Origin of the sequence: Winogradskyella sp. HaHa_3_26 (genome assembly GCF_019278425.1) — a bacterium.
GTDB classification, from domain to species: Bacteria; Bacteroidota; Bacteroidia; order Flavobacteriales; family Flavobacteriaceae; genus Winogradskyella; species Winogradskyella undariae.
Genome location: NZ_CP058981.1, coordinates 319,503 through 336,653, shown reverse-complemented (window position 1 = coordinate 336,653; position 17,151 = coordinate 319,503). Strand labels below are relative to the sequence as shown.

The window sequence follows — 17,151 nt, the reverse complement described above, 5'->3', positions numbered from 1 at the left end:
CTATAAATGAAAAAGAAAAATGTTATGTCTCCTTGGGAGCGATTTTTAGGATTAATAAAGCTTGAAAAAAGAGATATTAGGCAAGTCATCTATTATGCCATTTTTTCAGGTTTATTAAGTTTAACATTACCTTTAGGGATCCAGGCTATCATCAATTTATTACAAGGTGCCCAGATTAGTACGTCTTGGGTGGTTTTGGTTATTTTGGTAACCTTGGGTGTTGCTTTTGTAGGCGTCTTGCAATTAATGCAGTTAAGAATAATAGAAACGATTCAGCAGCGAATTTTTATGCGTGCTTCTTTTGAGTTTACGTATCGTTTTCCAAAAATGAAAATGAGTGAATTAAGGAGTCATTACCCGCCAGAATTAGCCAATCGTTTTTTCGATATTTTAAATATTCAAAAAGGTTTATCTAAAATTTTAGTAGATATTCCTGCTGCTATTTTACAAATTATTTTTGCATTAATATTATTGTCTTTTTATCATCCTTTCTTTATTGCATTCGGTATTTTATTATTAGTCTTAATATATACGGTATTCAAATTTACAGCACAATCAGGTATGGATACCAGTTTGGTAGAATCTAAATTTAAATATAAGGTTGCACATTGGATTCAAGAAGTCGCAAGAGCTGTTGTTAGTTTTAAACTCTCTGGTCAAACGTCATTAGCGATTGATAAAAATGATGATTTAGTTCATGATTATTTAGAGTCTAGAGAAAAGCATTTTAAGATTTTAGTCATTCAATTTATACAAATGATAGGCTTTAAAGTTTTAGTAACTGCAGGTTTATTGTCAATTGGTGGCTTATTGGTTTTAAATCAAGAAATGAATATAGGGCAATTTGTGGCAGCTGAAATCATCATTCTATTAGTAATTACCTCTGTAGAGAAATTAATTCTTAGCCTAGAGTCTTTTTATGATGTCTTAACCTCATTAGAAAAAATGGGACAAGTAGTTGATAAAAAATTGGAAAACCAAGAAGGTGATAAACCACTTTTTAATGGCGACTTTACTGTTGAATTAGATAATGTTTCTTACGGAGTTCCTAACAGAGAATTACATATTTTAAAGAAGATCTCTTTAAAAATAACGACTAATTGTAAGTTACTAATAACCGGTGAGAGTGGTTCGGGTAAATCTAGTTTGTTACGTTTAATAGGTGGTGTTGTAGAGCCTACAAAAGGACGTGTTTTTATAAATGATTATGATGTAAAAAACATTAATATCAATCACTATAGATCGCATGTAGGGTTATCGCTTTCAGATGAAACACCTTTTGAAGCAACCATTAGGGAAAATATCACCTTCGGAAATAAAAACATTTCGGAAGCACAATTATTATGGGCTATAGATAAAGTAGAATTGAATCAATTTGTAAAAGAAAGTCCAAAAGGATTAAACACCATATTAAACCCAGAAGGAAAACAAACATCATTTACAATTACCAAAAAAATAGCTTTAGCACGAGCCATTGTAAATAAGCCTAGGTTATTAATTTTAGAAGACCCTTTAGAGTATTTTGAGGCTGATGAATCAGATAGAATAGTAGATTTTTTAACCGATACGGCAAATCCTTGGGCTTTAGTAGTCGTGAGTAAAACCGATAATTGGAAGAAAAATTGTACGCAAGTAATTACGCTTAAAAAAGGAGAAATAATTTAAAAGAATTTGCAATGTTAAACATATCTCATAACCAACTTAACAAGTCTGTAGATTTAAAAAAATTTAAATCAGGACAGCGTATTTTTAACGGTAGATATTATAAATATTTTAATCGTTTTTTATTAGGCTCTGCAATTGCAATTGCTTTCATTTTGTTTTTACCTTGGACTCAAAATATATCTGGTAACGGAAATGTTACCACTTTAAGCTTAGATCAAAGGCCGCAAACTATTCAGTCCCCAATTCCTGGTAGAATAGAAAAATGGTTTGTTTCGGAAGGTAACTTTGTGGCTAAAGGCGATACTATTATGGAGATTTCGGAAATAAAAAGTGAATATTTTGATCCGGATTTAGTAAAAAGAACAGGAGAACAACGTAGCTCTAAAGCACAATCTGTTGGTTCTTACCAAGAAAAAGTAAAAGCTTTAGATCGCCAAATTGCAGCTTTATCTAGAGACAGAGGTTTAAAATTAGAGCAATCAAAAAATAAGCTATTACAATCTAAACTTAAAGTAAAAAGCGATAGTATCGATTTTGAAGCTGCTAAAACAAATATTGCCATCGCACAGTCTAAATATGAAAGAACAGCGACTTTACAAGAGGAAGGCTTTAAGGCCACAAAGGATGTTGAGGATGCAAGATTAAAACTTCAAGAAACAGAGGCTAAGTTAATTTCACAAGAAAACAAATTATTGGCTAGTAGAAATGAAATTATTAATGCTCAGGTTGAAATTTCTAGAGTAAATGCCATGTATGCTGATAAAATTTCTAAAGCACAAAGTGATAAGTATACAGCACAATCTAGCCAGTTTGATACTGAAGCGCAAGTTTCAAAATTAGATAATGCGTATTCAAATTACCAAATGCGTAGCGATCTTCGGTATGTTAGAGCGCCTTATGATGGTTATATAAATAAAGCGATAAGAGGAGGGGTTGGACAAACCTTTAAAGAAGGAGAAGATTTAGTTGGCGTAATGCCTGCTAATGTAGATTTAGCAGTAGAAACTTATGTAGCACCAATTGATTTACCTTTAATTAATATAGGCGAAAAAGTACGTGTACAATTTGATGGTTGGCCAGCAATGATTTTTAGCGGTTGGCCAGATATATCTTATGGAACTTATGGTGCAAAAGTAGTTGCTGTAGAAAATTTTATCAGTCCCAATGGTAAATTTAGAGTGCTTCTAGCACCAGATAAAGAAACGCAAGCTTGGCCTGATGCTATTAGAGCAGGTTCAGGAGCATATACTATGGCGTTGTTAGAAGATGTGCCTATTTGGTACGAATTATGGAGACAACTTAACGGATTTCCACCTAATTATTATCAACCAAAAGCATCTGCTAATACTAAAACGAAGTAAAAATGAAATATGTATTAACACTACTTCTCGTTGGTTATACGTCTTTAGGGTTTTCACAATCTAATGAGGTTTCTAAAGTGCTTCGTTTTGATGAATATCTAGGCTTCGTAAAAAAGTTTCATCCTATAGTTAAACAGGCCGAATTAGTCATTGATGAAAGTCAGGCGAAATTAATGAAGTCTCGTGGTGCTTTTGACCCCAAAATTGAAGTCGATTACAGTCAGAAGAAATTCAAAAACACAGATTATTACGATAAGCTTAACGGAACATTTAAAATACCAACATGGTTTGGAGTAGAAGTAAAGGCCGCTTTTGATGATAACTCGGGGTATTATTTAAATCCGGAATCTACCGTGCCAGATAACGGTTTGTATAGTGCAGGTGTTTCCGTTCCTCTAGGTCAAGGGTTGTGGATAAATAATAGAATGGCAGCTTTAAAACAGGCTAAACTGTATAGAGAGCAAGCAAAACTAGATAGAGATATTTATGTGAATACAATATTGTACGATGCTGCTTTGGTTTATTTTAAATGGTTGCAAGCCTATAATGAACTTAAGTTATTCGAAAATATTTTAGTGAATGCAGAGTTACGTTACACGGGGATAGCAAAAGGAGTTGAGGTCGGTGAAAATGCTGAAATTGAAGTTACAGAGGCAAGAATAGCCGTTAATGATAGAAAATTAAGTTTAGAGCAATCTAAAGTGAAATTGATGAAAGCAGCTTTAGAGTTGTCTAATTATTTATGGTTAGAGCATAATGTGCCAGTAGAATTACAGCCCGATATGATTCCGGATGTTGATTCAGAATTTATAATAGATTCTACTTTTGATATTAATCAACTAAGAGAACAAGACACCGTTTTAGAAGAACACCCTAAAATGTTATCTCTAAATTATAAACTAGAAAGCTTAGATGTAGAACGAAAATTAAAGGCTAATAAATTATTACCAAAGATAAAAGCAGAGTACAATTTCTTAAGCGAAAAACCAGAAGAAACCCAAACGTTTAATACCGCAGATTATAAAGGAGGGTTAACGCTTAGCTTTCCTGTTTTTTTAAGAAAAGAACGCGGCGATTTAAAACTCGCAAAATTAAAACAACAAGATGTTGAATTTGAAATTGATGCTACACGTGTTAATCTTCAAAATAAAATTTCAGCTTTAAAACAAGAGCTAGAATCTTACACGGTTCAGAATGAAATTACCATAGAAATGGTTTCCGATTATGAGCGTATGTTACAGGCAGAAGAACGCAAGTTTCAATTGGGAGAAAGTTCTCTGTTTTTGGTTAATTCTAGAGAGTCTAAATTAATAGACGGTCAATTGAAAGCCATCGCTATTCAGAATAAATTTTTTAATACAAAAGCAAAACTATTTAATAGCCTAGCGGTTAATCCTGAATTGTAAAAAGGAATTAAAATGTTCTTTTTTTTTAATTATTGAGACTTTAATTATATCATAGAAGTGTAGAATATTTATATAATCAACGCTATTCAAATCAACTATAAATTTCATTTGTTTTAGCTAGAGGTATCCCTTTTAGTTCTTCACATTTTAAAAAACTTATAGTATTTTTACGGTATATATTTTAGGATACAATGAACGTACATTTTATAGCAATTGGTGGTGCTGCAATGCACAATTTAGCCCTAGCACTTCACAATAAAGGTTATATCGTAACAGGAAGTGACGATACCATTTTTGAACCTTCAAAATCAAGATTAAACGTTAAAGGATTACTGCCTGAAGCTTTTGGGTGGTATCCAGAAAAAATTACATCATCTTTAGATGCTATTGTTTTAGGGATGCACGCTAAAGCCGATAATCCAGAACTTTTAAAAGCACAAGAACTTGGCTTAAAAATCTATAGTTATCCTGAGTTTTTATATGAACAAGCCAAAAATAAAACACGAGTAGTTATTGGTGGAAGTCATGGAAAGACAACGATTACATCTATGATTTTACACGTTATGCATTATCACGATCGTGATGTAGATTATATGGTGGGCGCACAACTTGAAGGTTTTGACGTTATGGTGAAACTTACCGACGACAATGATTTTATGATTTTAGAAGGCGATGAGTACTTAAGTTCTCCGATTGATATGCGTCCAAAATTTCATCTATATAAGCCAAATATAGCTTTGTTAAGCGGCATTGCTTGGGATCATATTAATGTGTTTCCAACGTATGAAAACTACGTAGAGCAATTCAAAATATTTGTAGATTCTATTGTTAGAGGAGGAAGTATTAATTACAATGAAGAAGATGCTGAGGTGAAGCGCATAGTAGAAGCTTCTGAAAATCAGATCAGAAAAATACCTTATACAACACCAGAATATACGGTTGAAGATGGAGAGACTTTATTAGAAACTCCTGAAGGACCAATGCCTATTGAAGTCTTTGGGGCGCATAACTTAAATAATTTAGCAGGAGCCAAATGGATTTGCCAACACATGGGGATCGATGAAGATGATTTCTACGAAGCTATATCTACATTTAAAGGCGCAAGCAAGCGTTTAGAGAAAATTGCCGAATCTAAAACAAGCATTGCTTATAAGGATTTTGCCCATTCGCCAAGTAAAGTAGAAGCGACTACAAAAGCTGTAAAAGAGCAATACAGTAACAGAACTTTAGTAGCGTGTTTAGAATTACATACTTACAGTAGTCTTAATGCTGAATTTTTAAAAGAATATAAAGGCGCTTTAGATGCCGCAGATGTTGCCGTTGTTTTTTATTCTCCACATGCTGTCGAAATTAAAAAACTAGAAGAAGTTTCTAAAGAACAAATTGCGAATGCTTTTCAACGCGATGATTTAATTATTTATACCAATCCAGAAGAATTTAAGGACTTTTTGTTTTCTCAAAACTTTAATAACAAATCGTTATTGTTAATGAGCTCAGGTAATTATGGTGGTTTAGATTTCGATGAGGTAAAAGCACTTATTACAGATTAGTATATTTTATTTGAATTAATCTGAAGGTAAGAAGCCTCTTATGATTATAAAGTAAAGCTTGTTTTTTATAAAGAAACAAGCTTTACTTTTTTTATTGATTAGATTTTCTGTTAGCGCTGACGTATTAAATGGTTATTTCTTTTATTTAGATTCTTGCTTTTTAGGTACGGACTGGGTACGGAGTATGTACGGCTTATGTACGGAGTATCTATGGAGTATATACGCTATGCCTATTATTTGTGAATGGTTTTGAAATAGGAGGTATTTATTATGGATTTCTACTTTTACAGAAATGACAACATTTAAACTTTTATTCTTTATGAGATTTCTCATGTTTCGGAATGATAATTTTTTTTCCATTACCAAAAACGGTATTCTTACCTTTGCAAAAATTATATTTTATGTCTAAGCACTTTTCCGATTTAGGAATCAACGCAGAACTTATACAAAGTTTAGCGGAATTAAAGATTTCTGTTCCAACAGATATTCAAGAAAAAGCCATTCCTGTTATCCTTAATAGAAAGGATGATGTTGTAGCAATTGCAAAAACAGGAACAGGGAAAACTGCTGCTTTCGGTTTGCCATTATTACAATTAATTGATGTTGAAGATACCAATATTCAAGCTGTAATTTTAGCACCAACAAGAGAGTTAGGACAACAAATTCATGCTAATTTAGTAGACTTTTCAAAGCATAGTTCAGCAATTTCTATAGCGGCGACCTTTGGAGGGATTCCTATAAAGCCACAAATAGAACGATTAACAGAAAAGACGCATATTATTGTAGCAACACCAGGTCGTTTGGTAGATTTAATAAGTCGTGGAGCTGTAAATATTAAAACGCTTAAATATCTTGTTTTAGATGAAGCAGATGAAATGGTAAGCGCTTTAAAAACGGATTTAGATATTATCATTAAAGCGATTCCTAAAGCGAGACGTACGTTTTTGTTTACGGCAACACTTTCTGGTGCCATTAAGCAATTGGTACAGAATTACATGTCTAAGCATGTGGTTCAGGTTGAAGCAGACATGGAAACTTTAGGGCATCAAGGCATAGATCATCAATTTGTTGTTGTAGAACCTATAGAAAAGCTAGAAATTTTAATGCATTTCTTAAATTCTAAAGCAGGGCAACGCGGTATTATTTTCTGTAAAACTAAAGCTGCTGTAAATAAGTTAGCTAAAAATTTAGCTATAAATAAGTTTTCTTCAGGAGCACTTCATGGAAGTTTGTCTCAAGGTATTAGAGATCGTATTATGGGACAATTTAGAGAAGGCCACATTTCAATATTAGTTGCTACAGATTTAGCAGCTCGTGGTATTGATGTAAAAGATATTTCTTATGTGGTTAATTATCATTTACCAGATACTTATGAAGCGTATGTGCACAGAAGTGGACGTACTGCAAGAGCAGGAGCAAAAGGTTTGTCTTTAACGGTTTTACAGGAAGAAGAAGTTATTTATATTGATGGTTTTGAAGATGAATTAGGAATCACTTTTAAAGAAATTAAAAAAGCAAATGCTCAGAGTATTGAAGATAATAATACCTTATTATGGGCGAAAAAAATATTTAAAACAAAACCTAATCGTGAGGTTTCTGAAGGTTTAAAATCTGAAATAAAAACTATATTTCATCATTTAACGAAGGAAGAATTAGTCGATAAAATTCTTGCAAATTATTTGTTACAAACGCAAAGCAAGGTCGAAAAACCAGAAGCTTCAAAACCAAAGAAAAAGAAGTAATTATGGCAGAACCCGTAAAGAATCAAACTGAAATATTAGAAAAACTAAACATTTCAGCTTTAAACCCTATGCAAGAAGAAGCCTTGCACATCATTCCTAATACCGCAAATACTATATTACTTTCACCAACAGGAACAGGAAAAACCTTAGCATTTGCTTTGCCGTTGATTCAAAGTTTAGATCCTGATTGTGATGATATTCAAGCTTTAATTTTAGTGCCTTCAAGAGAATTAGCCATTCAGATAGAGCAAGTGATTCGTTCTATGGGATCTGGTTATAAAGTCAATGCGGTTTATGGTGGTAGAGCGATGTCTAAAGATAAGATTGAATTAAAACATGCGCCAGCTATTTTAGTCGGTACGCCTGGGCGTGTTGATGATCATTTTTCAAATGAACGTTTTAGTAAAGAAGCTATTAAAACATTGGTTTTAGATGAATTTGATAAATCATTAGAAGTTGGTTTTGAATATGAAATGCGAGGCATTATTAAAGACTTAACGGCTTTAAATAAACGTGTATTAACTTCGGCTACACAAGGTGTTGAAATACCTGATTTTGTAGGTTTGAAGAATCCAACAGTGATTGATTATTTGCACACTAAGGTTTCTAAACTCGCTATTAAGTTGGTAATTTCACCAGATAAAAGTAAGCTAACAACGTTATTGGAGTTACTGAAGCACTTAGGCAGTCAGCAAGGTATTATTTTCTGTAATTTAAAAGACAGTATTCAAACTGTAAGCGATTTTCTAAATAAACACCGTATTACACATGGTTGTTTTAATGGCGGCATGGAGCAGAAAGATAGAGAGCGTGCTTTAATTAAATTTAGAAATGGAACCTATCAATTACTTATTGCTACGGATTTAGCCGCAAGAGGAATTGATGTACCAGAAATGGAATTTATTATTCATTATGAATTACCATTACATAAAGAAGAATTTATTCATAGAAACGGTCGTACAGCTCGTGTTTCTGCAAAAGGAACGGCTTATGTTTTAAAGTGGAAAGATCAGTTGTTACCAGAATTTATAGACGCTACAGATGTCGCAGACATTTCTAATAAGTCTACAATAAAACCAACCTATTGGGAAACCCTCTTTATTTCTGGAGGTCGAAAGGATAAAATCTCTAAAGGTGATATTGCAGGTTTATTCTTTAAGCAAGGAAAGCTAAAGAAAGATCAATTAGGAATTATAGAATTAAAACAAGATTGTGCCTTTGTCTCTGTGCCAGCAAGCCTTGCGGAAGGTTTAGTTTCAGAATTGAATAATTCACGATTAAAGAAAAAGAAAGTGCGTGTTTATGTGGTTTAATAATTCGCCTATCTCTTAATAAAAAAAGACCTCACTACTTTTAAAGTTGGTGAGGTCTTTTTATTTAGGCTTACTTAGAACAACTATTTTTCAAGTAAAGGTTCTAAGGTTTTCCAAACGGTGTTTGCAACCAATTTATGACCTTCAACCGTTGGGTGAATGCCATCTTTCTGATTTAACTCAGCAATACCACCAACGTCTTCTAAAATAAAAGGAATTAATTCTATTTCATTCTTTTCAGCAATGTTCATAAAGATTTGTTTAAAATCTCTAGTATATTCTTGTCCCATGTTTGGCGGTAATTGCATGCCTGCAAGAATAATTTTAGTTTTCGGGATTTTGGCTTTTACAGCATCGATAATCGCTTGAAGATTTATAGTGGTTTCTACAAGATTAACACCTCTTAAGCCATCATTAGCTCCTAATTCTAAGATAAAAATATCAACTTTTTGATTTAGAATCCAATCGATTCGTCCTTTACCACCTGCCGTTGTTTCTCCACTTACGCCAGAATTTACAACCGTATAATTTAAACCTAAAGAATCTATTTTTTGTTGTAGTACCCCAGGGTAAGCATCTGTAACATCGTCTAAGCCATAACCCGCTGTAATACTATCACCAAAACATAAAATAGTTTTAGTACTTGTATCGGCAGTTTCTGTTTGTTCGGTTTCTTTTTGTTCGGTTTCTTTTTCTGGGTTAGCGTCATTTATTTTCTTATCAGTGTTATTTTCACCACAAGAAACGACTAAGAACAGAATTATAAAATAACAAAACTTTATGAATTTCTGAGCTACTGCGGTTAGTAGATTTAAATGCAATTGAGTATTTTGAGCCTTGGACATAAAGTGTCTTATTTAATTAATAATTAGTATGCCAAATATATTAAACATAACTGGTCTAGAAAAGACTTATTCTAGCGGTAACAAACAATTAACGGTCTTACATGATATTTCTTTTGCAGTAGAAAAAGGTCAGACATTTTCTATTGTAGGGCCATCAGGAAGTGGTAAAACGACTTTATTAGGCTTATGTGCTGGTTTAGACCAACCCAATTCTGGTACTGTAGAGCTTTGCGGACAAGATTTAAATGCGCTTAATGAGGATGAACGGGCACAATTAAGAAATAAAGCTGTCGGATTTATATTTCAGAATTTTCAACTCTTGCCTACACTTACCGCATTAGAAAACGTAAGTGTTCCTTTAGAGTTACAAGGCGATAAAGGTGCTGTTAAAAAAAGTACCGAATTACTAGAGAAAGTAGGGTTAGGAAATCGTATTCATCATTATCCTTCACAACTTTCTGGAGGTGAGCAGCAACGTGTGGCTTTAGCAAGAGCTTTTGCAAATGCCCCTTCTATTTTATTTGCTGATGAACCTACAGGGAATTTAGATGAAGAAACCGGAGAAAAAGTGATTCAATTACTCTTTGAACTTAACAAAGAAGCAGGAACTACTTTAGTCATTATCACTCACGATTTAGATTTAGCGAACAGAACTCAGCAAATCTTAAGACTAAAAGGAGGACATATCTTAACTAATGAACGTACGGAAGTACTGTAAATATTCTACAATACATGAGTAAAAATACAACCTGGCTTTTTAAAATGGCTTGGAGAGATGCTAAGGCGAGCCGTGTGCGATTATTGCTTTTTATGGCTTCAATTATATTAGGGATTTCGGCAGTCGTATCAATTCAGCTTTTTAGTAGCAATCTTAAAGACAATATAAAATTGCAATCTAAAGCCTTAATGGGTGCAGATTTTACGCTAGATAGTAGGCAAGCACCGACAGCGCTTGAACAACAAATTATTGATTCATTACAACCCGATGCTAAGGAAATTAACTTTGTGTCAATGGTTGCTTTTCCTAAGAACGGAGGCACTAAACTAGTTAAAGTAAGAGGACTAGAAGGTGATTTTCCTTTTTACGGCACTATTGATACAGAACCAGCTACTGCATCAAAAAGTTATCAAGAGTTAGGTGGTGCGTTGGTTGATGCTACTTTAATGCTTCAATTTGATGTAAAACCAGGAGATTCTATAAAAGTTGGGAATTTAACATTACCTATTTCTGGTGCCTTAAAAGCCATACCAGGAAGTACGGCAATTTCAACCTCAGTAGCACCACCGATTATTATTCCTTTTGCATCGATTGAGGCTACAGGATTGCTTCAATTTGGAAGTCGAAAAGAATATCAGTTTTTCTATAAAAGATCAGATACATTAGATATTGATAAATTTGCAAGAGCTATGCGTCCTTTATTAGAGGCTGTAGATTTAGATCTTGATACCCATACAAGTACGAGTAGACGTTTAGGTAAGCGTTATGAGAATGTTGGGAACTTCCTGAATCTTGCTGCGTTTATCGCCTTGTTATTAGGTTGTATTGGTATTGCTAGCTCTGTGCACATTTATATAAAAGAGAAGCTAAGAGCCATCGCTGTACTGAAATGTATGGGCGCATCGCGTTTACAAAGTTTCCTTATATTCCTTATTCAAATTGCAGGTATTGGTGTTATTGGTGGGTTAATTGGCTCATTGATAGGTATAGGCGTTCAGACTTTGTTTCCTTATTTACTGCAAGATTTTTTACCTTTTTCTGTTGAAATATCGATTTCTGTTCAACCTTTAATTATAGGTGTATTTCTAGGGTTGTTTATGTCTGTATTGTTCGCTTTACTACCATTGCTTAGAACTTGGTATGTATCGCCTTTAGAAGTGTTGCGTGTCGATGAAAAAGCTTCACAAGAACCCTTAAAAGTAAGGTTGTTTGTGTATGGTGCAATATTGGTTTTTCTGTTTTTATTCTCGTTTTGGTTACTTAATAATGCCGTCTATGCTTTAGCATTTGTAGTTGCAACCCTTATTACTTTTGCTGTATTAGCAGGTGTGGCTACGCTGAGTATAAAAGGCGTTAGACGTTATTTTCCATTGCGTTGGAGTTTTACAGCACGTCAGAGTTTATTAAATTTATTTAGACCTAACAACCAAACGGTAGTTTTAGTTGTGGCCATTGGTTTGGGGACTTTTTTAATCAGTACGCTTTATTTTACAAAAGATATTCTTTTAGCCAAAACAGATATTGAACAGAGTTCTGGTGATGCTAATTTAATTTTATTAGATGTGCAAACCGAACAACGTGAAGCTGTAGAGCAACGTATTAAAGCCAATGATTTACCAGTGATGTCTGCCATACCAATTGTAACGATGCGTATGCATAGTATTAATGGGGATTTAATAAATGATTTACGTCAAGACTCTACAACGCAGGTAAGACGTTGGGTTTTTAGTCATGAATTTAGAGCCACGTACCGAGACTCGTTGATAGATTCTGAAACCTTAATGGAAGGTACTTGGACGCCAAGATTGGCAGCGGGTGATCCTATAGAAATTTCGATTTCAGATAATTTAGTGGAAAGCACGAAGCTTAAAGTAGGAGATGCCGTTGTGTTTAATATTCAAGGTGTTTTAATGGAAACGAGTGTAGGAAGTATAAGAGCTGTAGATTGGGGGCAACTACATCCTAATTTTACAGTATTATTTCCGGCAGGCGTATTGGAAGATGCCCCACAGTTTAATGTGATTATGACTTCAGTTCCTGATGAATTTCGCTCAGCTAAACTTCAAAGCGAATTGATTTCTGAGTTTCCTAATTTAACGGTTTTAGATTTGCGTCAAGTCTTTAATATTGTTGAAGATATTTTAGATAAAGTCTCTTGGGTGATTAATTTTATGGCATTCTTTAGTATTGTTACAGGAATTATAGTGCTTATTGGCTCTGTAAGAACAAGTAAATATCAGCGCATAAAAGAAAGTGTTTTGCTAAGAACTCTTGGAGCTAAGAATGCTCAGATTTTAAAAATAACAGCATTAGAATATCTATTTTTAGGATTATTAGGGAGTTTAGTTGGTATTCTGCTCGCCTTATTGAGTAGTCTTTGTTTGGCGCTTTTATTATTTAATGAACCGTTTGTACCTTCAATGATTCCGTTTTTGGTGTTTTTGCCTGGAATTGCGTTCTTAGTTTTAATTATAGGTCTAAGTAATATTAGAACGGTATTAAAAAGCTCTCCATTAGCTGTATTACGTAAAGAAGGGTAGGCGTTTGTGTTTTAATACTTAAACTGCTTAAATTATAATGGATTAATACCGTTAGAATTATAAATGGCTGACCCGAGGCATACCCGACTTACACCCGAGGCATACCCGACGCATACCCGGGAGAGCTCTGATTTTTAATAGTTATTAAAATAGGTAAAAAAGGTGATTGAATATATTTGGATATGATTATATATTCTTTGTATTTGAAACTGTTTGTGGTTGTGAATTTAGGTTTAAGTTAATTTTAAGATTAACCTAGTTATTGTTTTGTATTTTAAGAATGAACCTCTAAAGTACAGAACTATGTTAAACAGTATGTCGTTTTTATTATTACAAACCCCAACAGGAACACCTAAACCAGGAAGTAATACGCCTATAGATGTCTCAAATCCTTTTGATGTTATTGTTTACATCGTTATGCCTATAGTTATTATTGCAGTGTTTTTTATTTTGAAGAAAAAGAAGAAAGACGATTTGTAAAGTGTATTGTAATTACATATGATTTTAAAAGGCTTTATATGGTTACAATATATGGTCTTAAGATTTTTTGAATGTCTCTATTGTTTTTCTGGGGTATTAAAAAGTCCTCTAGCTCTTCAACATGATTGATTTGTACTTCTTTTTCAATAAAACCATAGCCAAGATATTCACCTTCTTTAATCATAATGAAGGCTTCTTCGTATTCGGTTCTTCCTTTTTCTTTTAGAATTATATCGGTTTTTTGATTAGAGACCTCATAGATCGCTTCGAGAACTCTATTATTATAGGTTTCTACAGGTTCTTCGTCTTTACAAATACCTTTACATTCGGTAAGGTTGTAGTGTGAGCATTCTGAAACATCTTCTTGTAAATGACAATATTTAGGACATAAATTATACTTTGCACACAGCTTTTCTAAAAAGGCTCTAACCTCTCTAAGGCTATAAAACGTAACGATAGGATTAGGAACAAGATTCCCTTTATTACTGGCTAAATGTATAATACCTTTTCGATCTTGGTAAGATACAATAGAGAAGGCTTGTGGTGCCCGTTTAGCTACTTTATTATGAATTGGAAAATGGTGTTTTATAGCAGCATCTTCCATAAGGAGTGCTATAAGTTCGCTTCCTGAAGTTTCAAAATCGATATCACCGGTTTCTCTAACCATATCTTGAGCTTTTTTTGTTTTGCTATAGAAATGACTTAGAACTCTTTTTTTAATATTAATAGCTTTACCGACGTAAATGACTTTGCCTTTTTTATTTTTGAAATAATAAATGCCCGCTGTAGTTGGTAAGGCTTCAAAAGTTTCTTTAGGAAGATTAGGCGGTAAGGTAGCTTCTCTAGAATTCTTATTTAAAAATTCTTTAAAAACGGCATCCGCTTCAGGTTGCTCTAACATAAGTTGAAACAATTTTACTGTAGCCTCTGCATCCCCTCTGGCACGGTGTCTCCCTACTAAATCTATGTTTAAATCTTTGCATAGTTTCCCTAAACTGTACGAACGATGTCCTGGTAATAAGCGTCTAGATAATCTTACGGTACACAATTTCTTTCTGTTAAACTCTATGCCCAATTTCTTAAATTCACCACTAATGGCGTTATAATCGAAATTTACATTATGAGCTACAAAAACGGTGTCTTCGGTAATGTCTAAAATTTGTTGCGCAATATCTTCAAAAAGTGGTGCATCAGCTACCAAATTATTATCAATGCCTGTAAGTGCCACAATATGAGCAGGGATAAAAGTAATGGGGTTAATTAATGATGTAAATTCATCTATAACGGTATCACCATCGAATTTAAAAATTGAAATTTCGGTAAGACGGTTGCTTTTTCCTGTGGTTTCAACATCAATAATAGTGTAGATCATGCTTTAAGGCTTGTTTTTTAATGTGTCTCTCGTTTTTTAACAGATTTTTTTGAGGGCACTCTTATGCATTGCAAGATAATTGTTTTTACTAGGGTTTTGAAATTTGATAGCGGTATAGTTGATATTGCTATATGATAGTTATTGATAGTGTTTGTAGTTTATTCTAAAACTTTAAAATCTAAGTGAGATTATCTTGAAGTTTTACTAAAAGTAGCCATGATATGGTTATTATAGACCTTTAACAAAGACTTAACCTTATTTATTAGATATTATGTAAGTAATAGGTTAACTTATAAGTGATTGGTTATTAGTAAGGTAGAATTAACTGAATTATAACCTAAAATTCCTCAAATGAAACCTAAAACAAAAAAACGCGTAAAAAAAAATGCAGGCATATCATTATTTAAATGACTTATTAATTATTAAAAATATTACAAAAGAATAAAATTTTTAAATTTTAATAATTAAAAAAATACGACCATGAGAATTCAATTTAATATCAATAAAAAGATAACGATAAATGAGAAAGATCAGTCTTATTTAAGATCTTTAATATCTAGTAGTTTAGAAGTTTATGAATCGGATATTGTAGAATTAAAAGTTCATTTATCTGATGAGAATGAAAAAAGAACAGCGTCTAATGCTATGCAATGTTTGTTAGATACAGAAGTTAAAAATGGTATACAACCATTGCCTGTAAGCTGTAAAGCTGAAAATATTGTATTGGCTATATTGATAGCTCTTGATAAGCTTACATTTTCTTTAGAAGCTATGTTTATGAGACTAAAAAATCCTAAAATTAGCTTTATGACTCCTCAAAAGCTTAAACTTCTAGCTGCCATTCCGGTTCTGAAGTTACAAGTGTGATTAATATAAAATATTGTAGCAGAAAAAATAAAAGTAGGAGCATTTTACATTATAGTCCTAGTGTTTACTAGGGCTATTTTTATGTTTAAATGTATTTTTTTATAAAGTTTACAATAAACGCTCTGCAATTTCTAACCAATTAGAAACTCTTGTAAAACCTTTGTCATGTACGTTATGTGGTGAATTAAACAGTAATGTATCTCCATCAAACTTCTCTAAGTTATAGGTTCTGTCGTCTATTAATAGATCTCCTTTTAAAATAAATTTATGCCCACACATTATTTGGTGTTCCCAAGTAATAAAAGGCATATATTCTTCTAACCATTCACTTTTTTCTTGTAAAGAATTAGGAAATTGCGTTGCAGCCGTAGCAATATAAACTTCGTGTTTTGCATACAAAGCTTCCATGATTTGTATGGCATCTTTTATAGGTTTTAAATCTCTGAAGAAACCAGGTTGGTAGGCTTGTTTTAAAATACTTTTTTGGTGTATTTCTGGTACATTTTGCCACATTTCACCTTCTGTAATTTTAGAGATAGATAATTCTTTTTTGTGTTCTAAATTGTACATTTCAATGTGTTTGCCGTAGGTGTCGGCAAGTACATCGTCCATATCTACAAATATTGTCATTGGGTTTGTTTTTTACTAAGGTCAGGATAATGTAAGGAAAAGGCAAATAAGGAAGGCATTTTAATATTTATTTAATGTTTCTTGTTGAATTAAGGTATGACTCCATTTTTATAGCATTCTCGGTGCATATCTTGACAAAAAAAAGTCAGACATTTGAATAACGATTGACTGACTGAAGCCTTCTTTTAAAACTGTAATGATAGAACTTAATTTTGTTAATACCCAGGTCTTGATAAGCAAGATAGGGTACTTGATCTAATATTATTTTTTTATAAAAAATAAGACAGGTTATTTAGCCTGATCTATATCTTGCTCTAAATTTTCATTATGTTCGCTTCCTAAGCTGTGGTGACGGTTTTCTTCATCAGCATGCCTGTCGTTAGTTAAAGGTCTAGCATTTCTACCACCAGGAATATCTAAATCATTTGCAGCAAAGTCTGGTTTATTTTTGCGTTTTTTAAGGATCTCATCATCCCCGTTATCTTGCCTTAAATTTCCTGATTGATCACCTAAAATTTTTTTGTCTTCTTTGGTGATTTCTGAATTGTATGTTGTTTTCTGGTCTTCACTTTTCATGTTACTTTATTTTGAGGTTCATTCAAAATTAATAATTAGGTAGTGAGACGCTTGACTTAATCCCTCAAAATTTTAATGCTTTTCAA

At 33.0% G+C, this 17,151-nt stretch carries 14 protein-coding genes; 10 read left to right on the top strand and 4 right to left on the bottom strand.

Features of this window, described 5'->3' with window-relative positions:
• Window positions 1–6 precede the first annotated feature (6 nt).
• The 6 genes from H0I32_RS01465 to H0I32_RS01440 all read left to right on the top strand — a co-directional run bounded on the left by H0I32_RS01465 (window position 7) and on the right by H0I32_RS01440 (window position 9,037).
• The gene (locus H0I32_RS01465) at window positions 7–1,665 is read left to right on the top strand and encodes a peptidase domain-containing ABC transporter (protein ID WP_179312953.1); all 1,659 of its coding nucleotides are present in this window, start codon (window positions 7–9) and stop codon (window positions 1,663–1,665) included.
• An 11-nt stretch (window positions 1,666–1,676) separates the two neighbouring features.
• On the top strand, window positions 1,677–3,026 hold the full coding sequence (locus H0I32_RS01460) for an HlyD family secretion protein (protein ID WP_179312954.1): 1,350 nt from the start codon (window positions 1,677–1,679) through the stop codon (window positions 3,024–3,026).
• Window positions 3,027–3,028: 2 nt separating this feature from the next.
• Window positions 3,029–4,432: a TolC family protein gene (locus H0I32_RS01455; protein WP_179312955.1), complete on the top strand. Its 1,404-nt coding sequence runs from the start codon at window positions 3,029–3,031 to the stop codon at window positions 4,430–4,432.
• A gap of 191 nt (window positions 4,433–4,623) precedes the next feature.
• The gene (locus H0I32_RS01450; protein WP_179312956.1) at window positions 4,624–5,982 is read left to right on the top strand and encodes a UDP-N-acetylmuramate--L-alanine ligase; all 1,359 of its coding nucleotides are present in this window, start codon (window positions 4,624–4,626) and stop codon (window positions 5,980–5,982) included.
• Window positions 5,983–6,383: 401 nt separating this feature from the next.
• Complete coding sequence (locus H0I32_RS01445) at window positions 6,384–7,724, top strand: DEAD/DEAH box helicase (protein ID WP_179312957.1); 1,341 nt, start codon at window positions 6,384–6,386, stop codon at window positions 7,722–7,724.
• A gap of 2 nt (window positions 7,725–7,726) precedes the next feature.
• Window positions 7,727–9,037, top strand: a complete 1,311-nt coding sequence (locus tag H0I32_RS01440; protein WP_179312958.1) for a DEAD/DEAH box helicase — start codon at window positions 7,727–7,729, stop codon at window positions 9,035–9,037.
• Window positions 9,038–9,120: 83 nt separating this feature from the next.
• Here H0I32_RS01440 and H0I32_RS01435 read toward each other — a convergent pair whose 3' ends face one another.
• Window positions 9,121–9,882 (bottom strand): arylesterase, encoded by a 762-nt coding sequence (locus tag H0I32_RS01435; RefSeq protein WP_179312959.1) that lies wholly within the window; start codon window positions 9,880–9,882, stop codon window positions 9,121–9,123.
• A gap of 28 nt (window positions 9,883–9,910) precedes the next feature.
• On the opposite strand from H0I32_RS01435, the gene H0I32_RS01430 reads away from it, so the two are divergent.
• The 3 genes from H0I32_RS01430 to H0I32_RS01420 all read left to right on the top strand — a co-directional run bounded on the left by H0I32_RS01430 (window position 9,911) and on the right by H0I32_RS01420 (window position 13,620).
• Entirely contained in the window at window positions 9,911–10,600 is a 690-nt protein-coding gene (locus tag H0I32_RS01430; protein WP_179312960.1) for an ABC transporter ATP-binding protein, read from the top strand.
• Between the two features lie 44 nt (window positions 10,601–10,644).
• Window positions 10,645–13,140, top strand: coding sequence for an ABC transporter permease (locus H0I32_RS01425; protein WP_179313293.1), 2,496 nt, complete (start codon window positions 10,645–10,647; stop codon window positions 13,138–13,140).
• Between the two features lie 315 nt (window positions 13,141–13,455).
• The gene (locus H0I32_RS01420; RefSeq protein WP_173589226.1) at window positions 13,456–13,620 is read left to right on the top strand and encodes an adenylosuccinate synthetase; all 165 of its coding nucleotides are present in this window, start codon (window positions 13,456–13,458) and stop codon (window positions 13,618–13,620) included.
• A 34-nt stretch (window positions 13,621–13,654) separates the two neighbouring features.
• Here the strand turns inward: H0I32_RS01420 and H0I32_RS01415 are convergent, their stop codons facing one another.
• Window positions 13,655–14,992: an exonuclease domain-containing protein gene (locus H0I32_RS01415; RefSeq protein WP_179312961.1), complete on the bottom strand. Its 1,338-nt coding sequence runs from the start codon at window positions 14,990–14,992 to the stop codon at window positions 13,655–13,657.
• A 480-nt stretch (window positions 14,993–15,472) separates the two neighbouring features.
• Between H0I32_RS01415 and H0I32_RS01410 the strand changes: the two genes are divergently transcribed.
• Window positions 15,473–15,859 (top strand): hypothetical protein, encoded by a 387-nt coding sequence (locus H0I32_RS01410; protein WP_179312962.1) that lies wholly within the window; start codon window positions 15,473–15,475, stop codon window positions 15,857–15,859.
• Window positions 15,860–15,967: 108 nt separating this feature from the next.
• On the opposite strand, the gene H0I32_RS01405 is transcribed toward H0I32_RS01410, so the two are convergent.
• Window positions 15,968–16,489 carry a 5' nucleotidase, NT5C type gene (locus tag H0I32_RS01405; protein ID WP_179312963.1) on the bottom strand — a complete coding sequence of 174 codons (522 nt, stop codon included), beginning with the start codon at window positions 16,487–16,489 and terminating at the stop codon, window positions 15,968–15,970.
• A 288-nt stretch (window positions 16,490–16,777) separates the two neighbouring features.
• A complete protein-coding gene (locus H0I32_RS01400; protein WP_173589230.1) occupies window positions 16,778–17,065 on the bottom strand; it encodes a hypothetical protein in 288 nt (95 codons plus the stop codon).
• Window positions 17,066–17,151 lie beyond the last annotated feature (86 nt).

Excerpts from the sequence above, each read along its gene's own strand:
- H0I32_RS01465 (WP_179312953.1), top strand. The coding sequence starts at position 7 with ATGAAAAAGAAAAATGTTATGTCTCCTTGGGAGCGATTTTTAGGATTA.
- H0I32_RS01460 (WP_179312954.1), top strand. The coding sequence starts at position 1,677 with ATGTTAAACATATCTCATAACCAACTTAACAAGTCTGTAGATTTAAAA.
- H0I32_RS01455 (WP_179312955.1), top strand. The coding sequence starts at position 3,029 with ATGAAATATGTATTAACACTACTTCTCGTTGGTTATACGTCTTTAGGG.
- H0I32_RS01450 (WP_179312956.1), top strand. The coding sequence starts at position 4,624 with ATGAACGTACATTTTATAGCAATTGGTGGTGCTGCAATGCACAATTTA.
- H0I32_RS01445 (WP_179312957.1), top strand. The coding sequence starts at position 6,384 with ATGTCTAAGCACTTTTCCGATTTAGGAATCAACGCAGAACTTATACAA.
- H0I32_RS01440 (WP_179312958.1), top strand. The coding sequence starts at position 7,727 with ATGGCAGAACCCGTAAAGAATCAAACTGAAATATTAGAAAAACTAAAC.
- H0I32_RS01435 (WP_179312959.1), bottom strand. The coding sequence starts at position 9,882 with ATGTCCAAGGCTCAAAATACTCAATTGCATTTAAATCTACTAACCGCA.
- H0I32_RS01430 (WP_179312960.1), top strand. The coding sequence starts at position 9,911 with ATGCCAAATATATTAAACATAACTGGTCTAGAAAAGACTTATTCTAGC.
- H0I32_RS01425 (WP_179313293.1), top strand. The coding sequence starts at position 10,645 with ATGGCTTGGAGAGATGCTAAGGCGAGCCGTGTGCGATTATTGCTTTTT.
- H0I32_RS01420 (WP_173589226.1), top strand. The coding sequence starts at position 13,456 with ATGTCGTTTTTATTATTACAAACCCCAACAGGAACACCTAAACCAGGA.
- H0I32_RS01415 (WP_179312961.1), bottom strand. The coding sequence starts at position 14,992 with ATGATCTACACTATTATTGATGTTGAAACCACAGGAAAAAGCAACCGT.
- H0I32_RS01410 (WP_179312962.1), top strand. The coding sequence starts at position 15,473 with ATGAGAATTCAATTTAATATCAATAAAAAGATAACGATAAATGAGAAA.
- H0I32_RS01405 (WP_179312963.1), bottom strand. The coding sequence starts at position 16,489 with ATGACAATATTTGTAGATATGGACGATGTACTTGCCGACACCTACGGC.
- H0I32_RS01400 (WP_173589230.1), bottom strand. The coding sequence starts at position 17,065 with ATGAAAAGTGAAGACCAGAAAACAACATACAATTCAGAAATCACCAAA.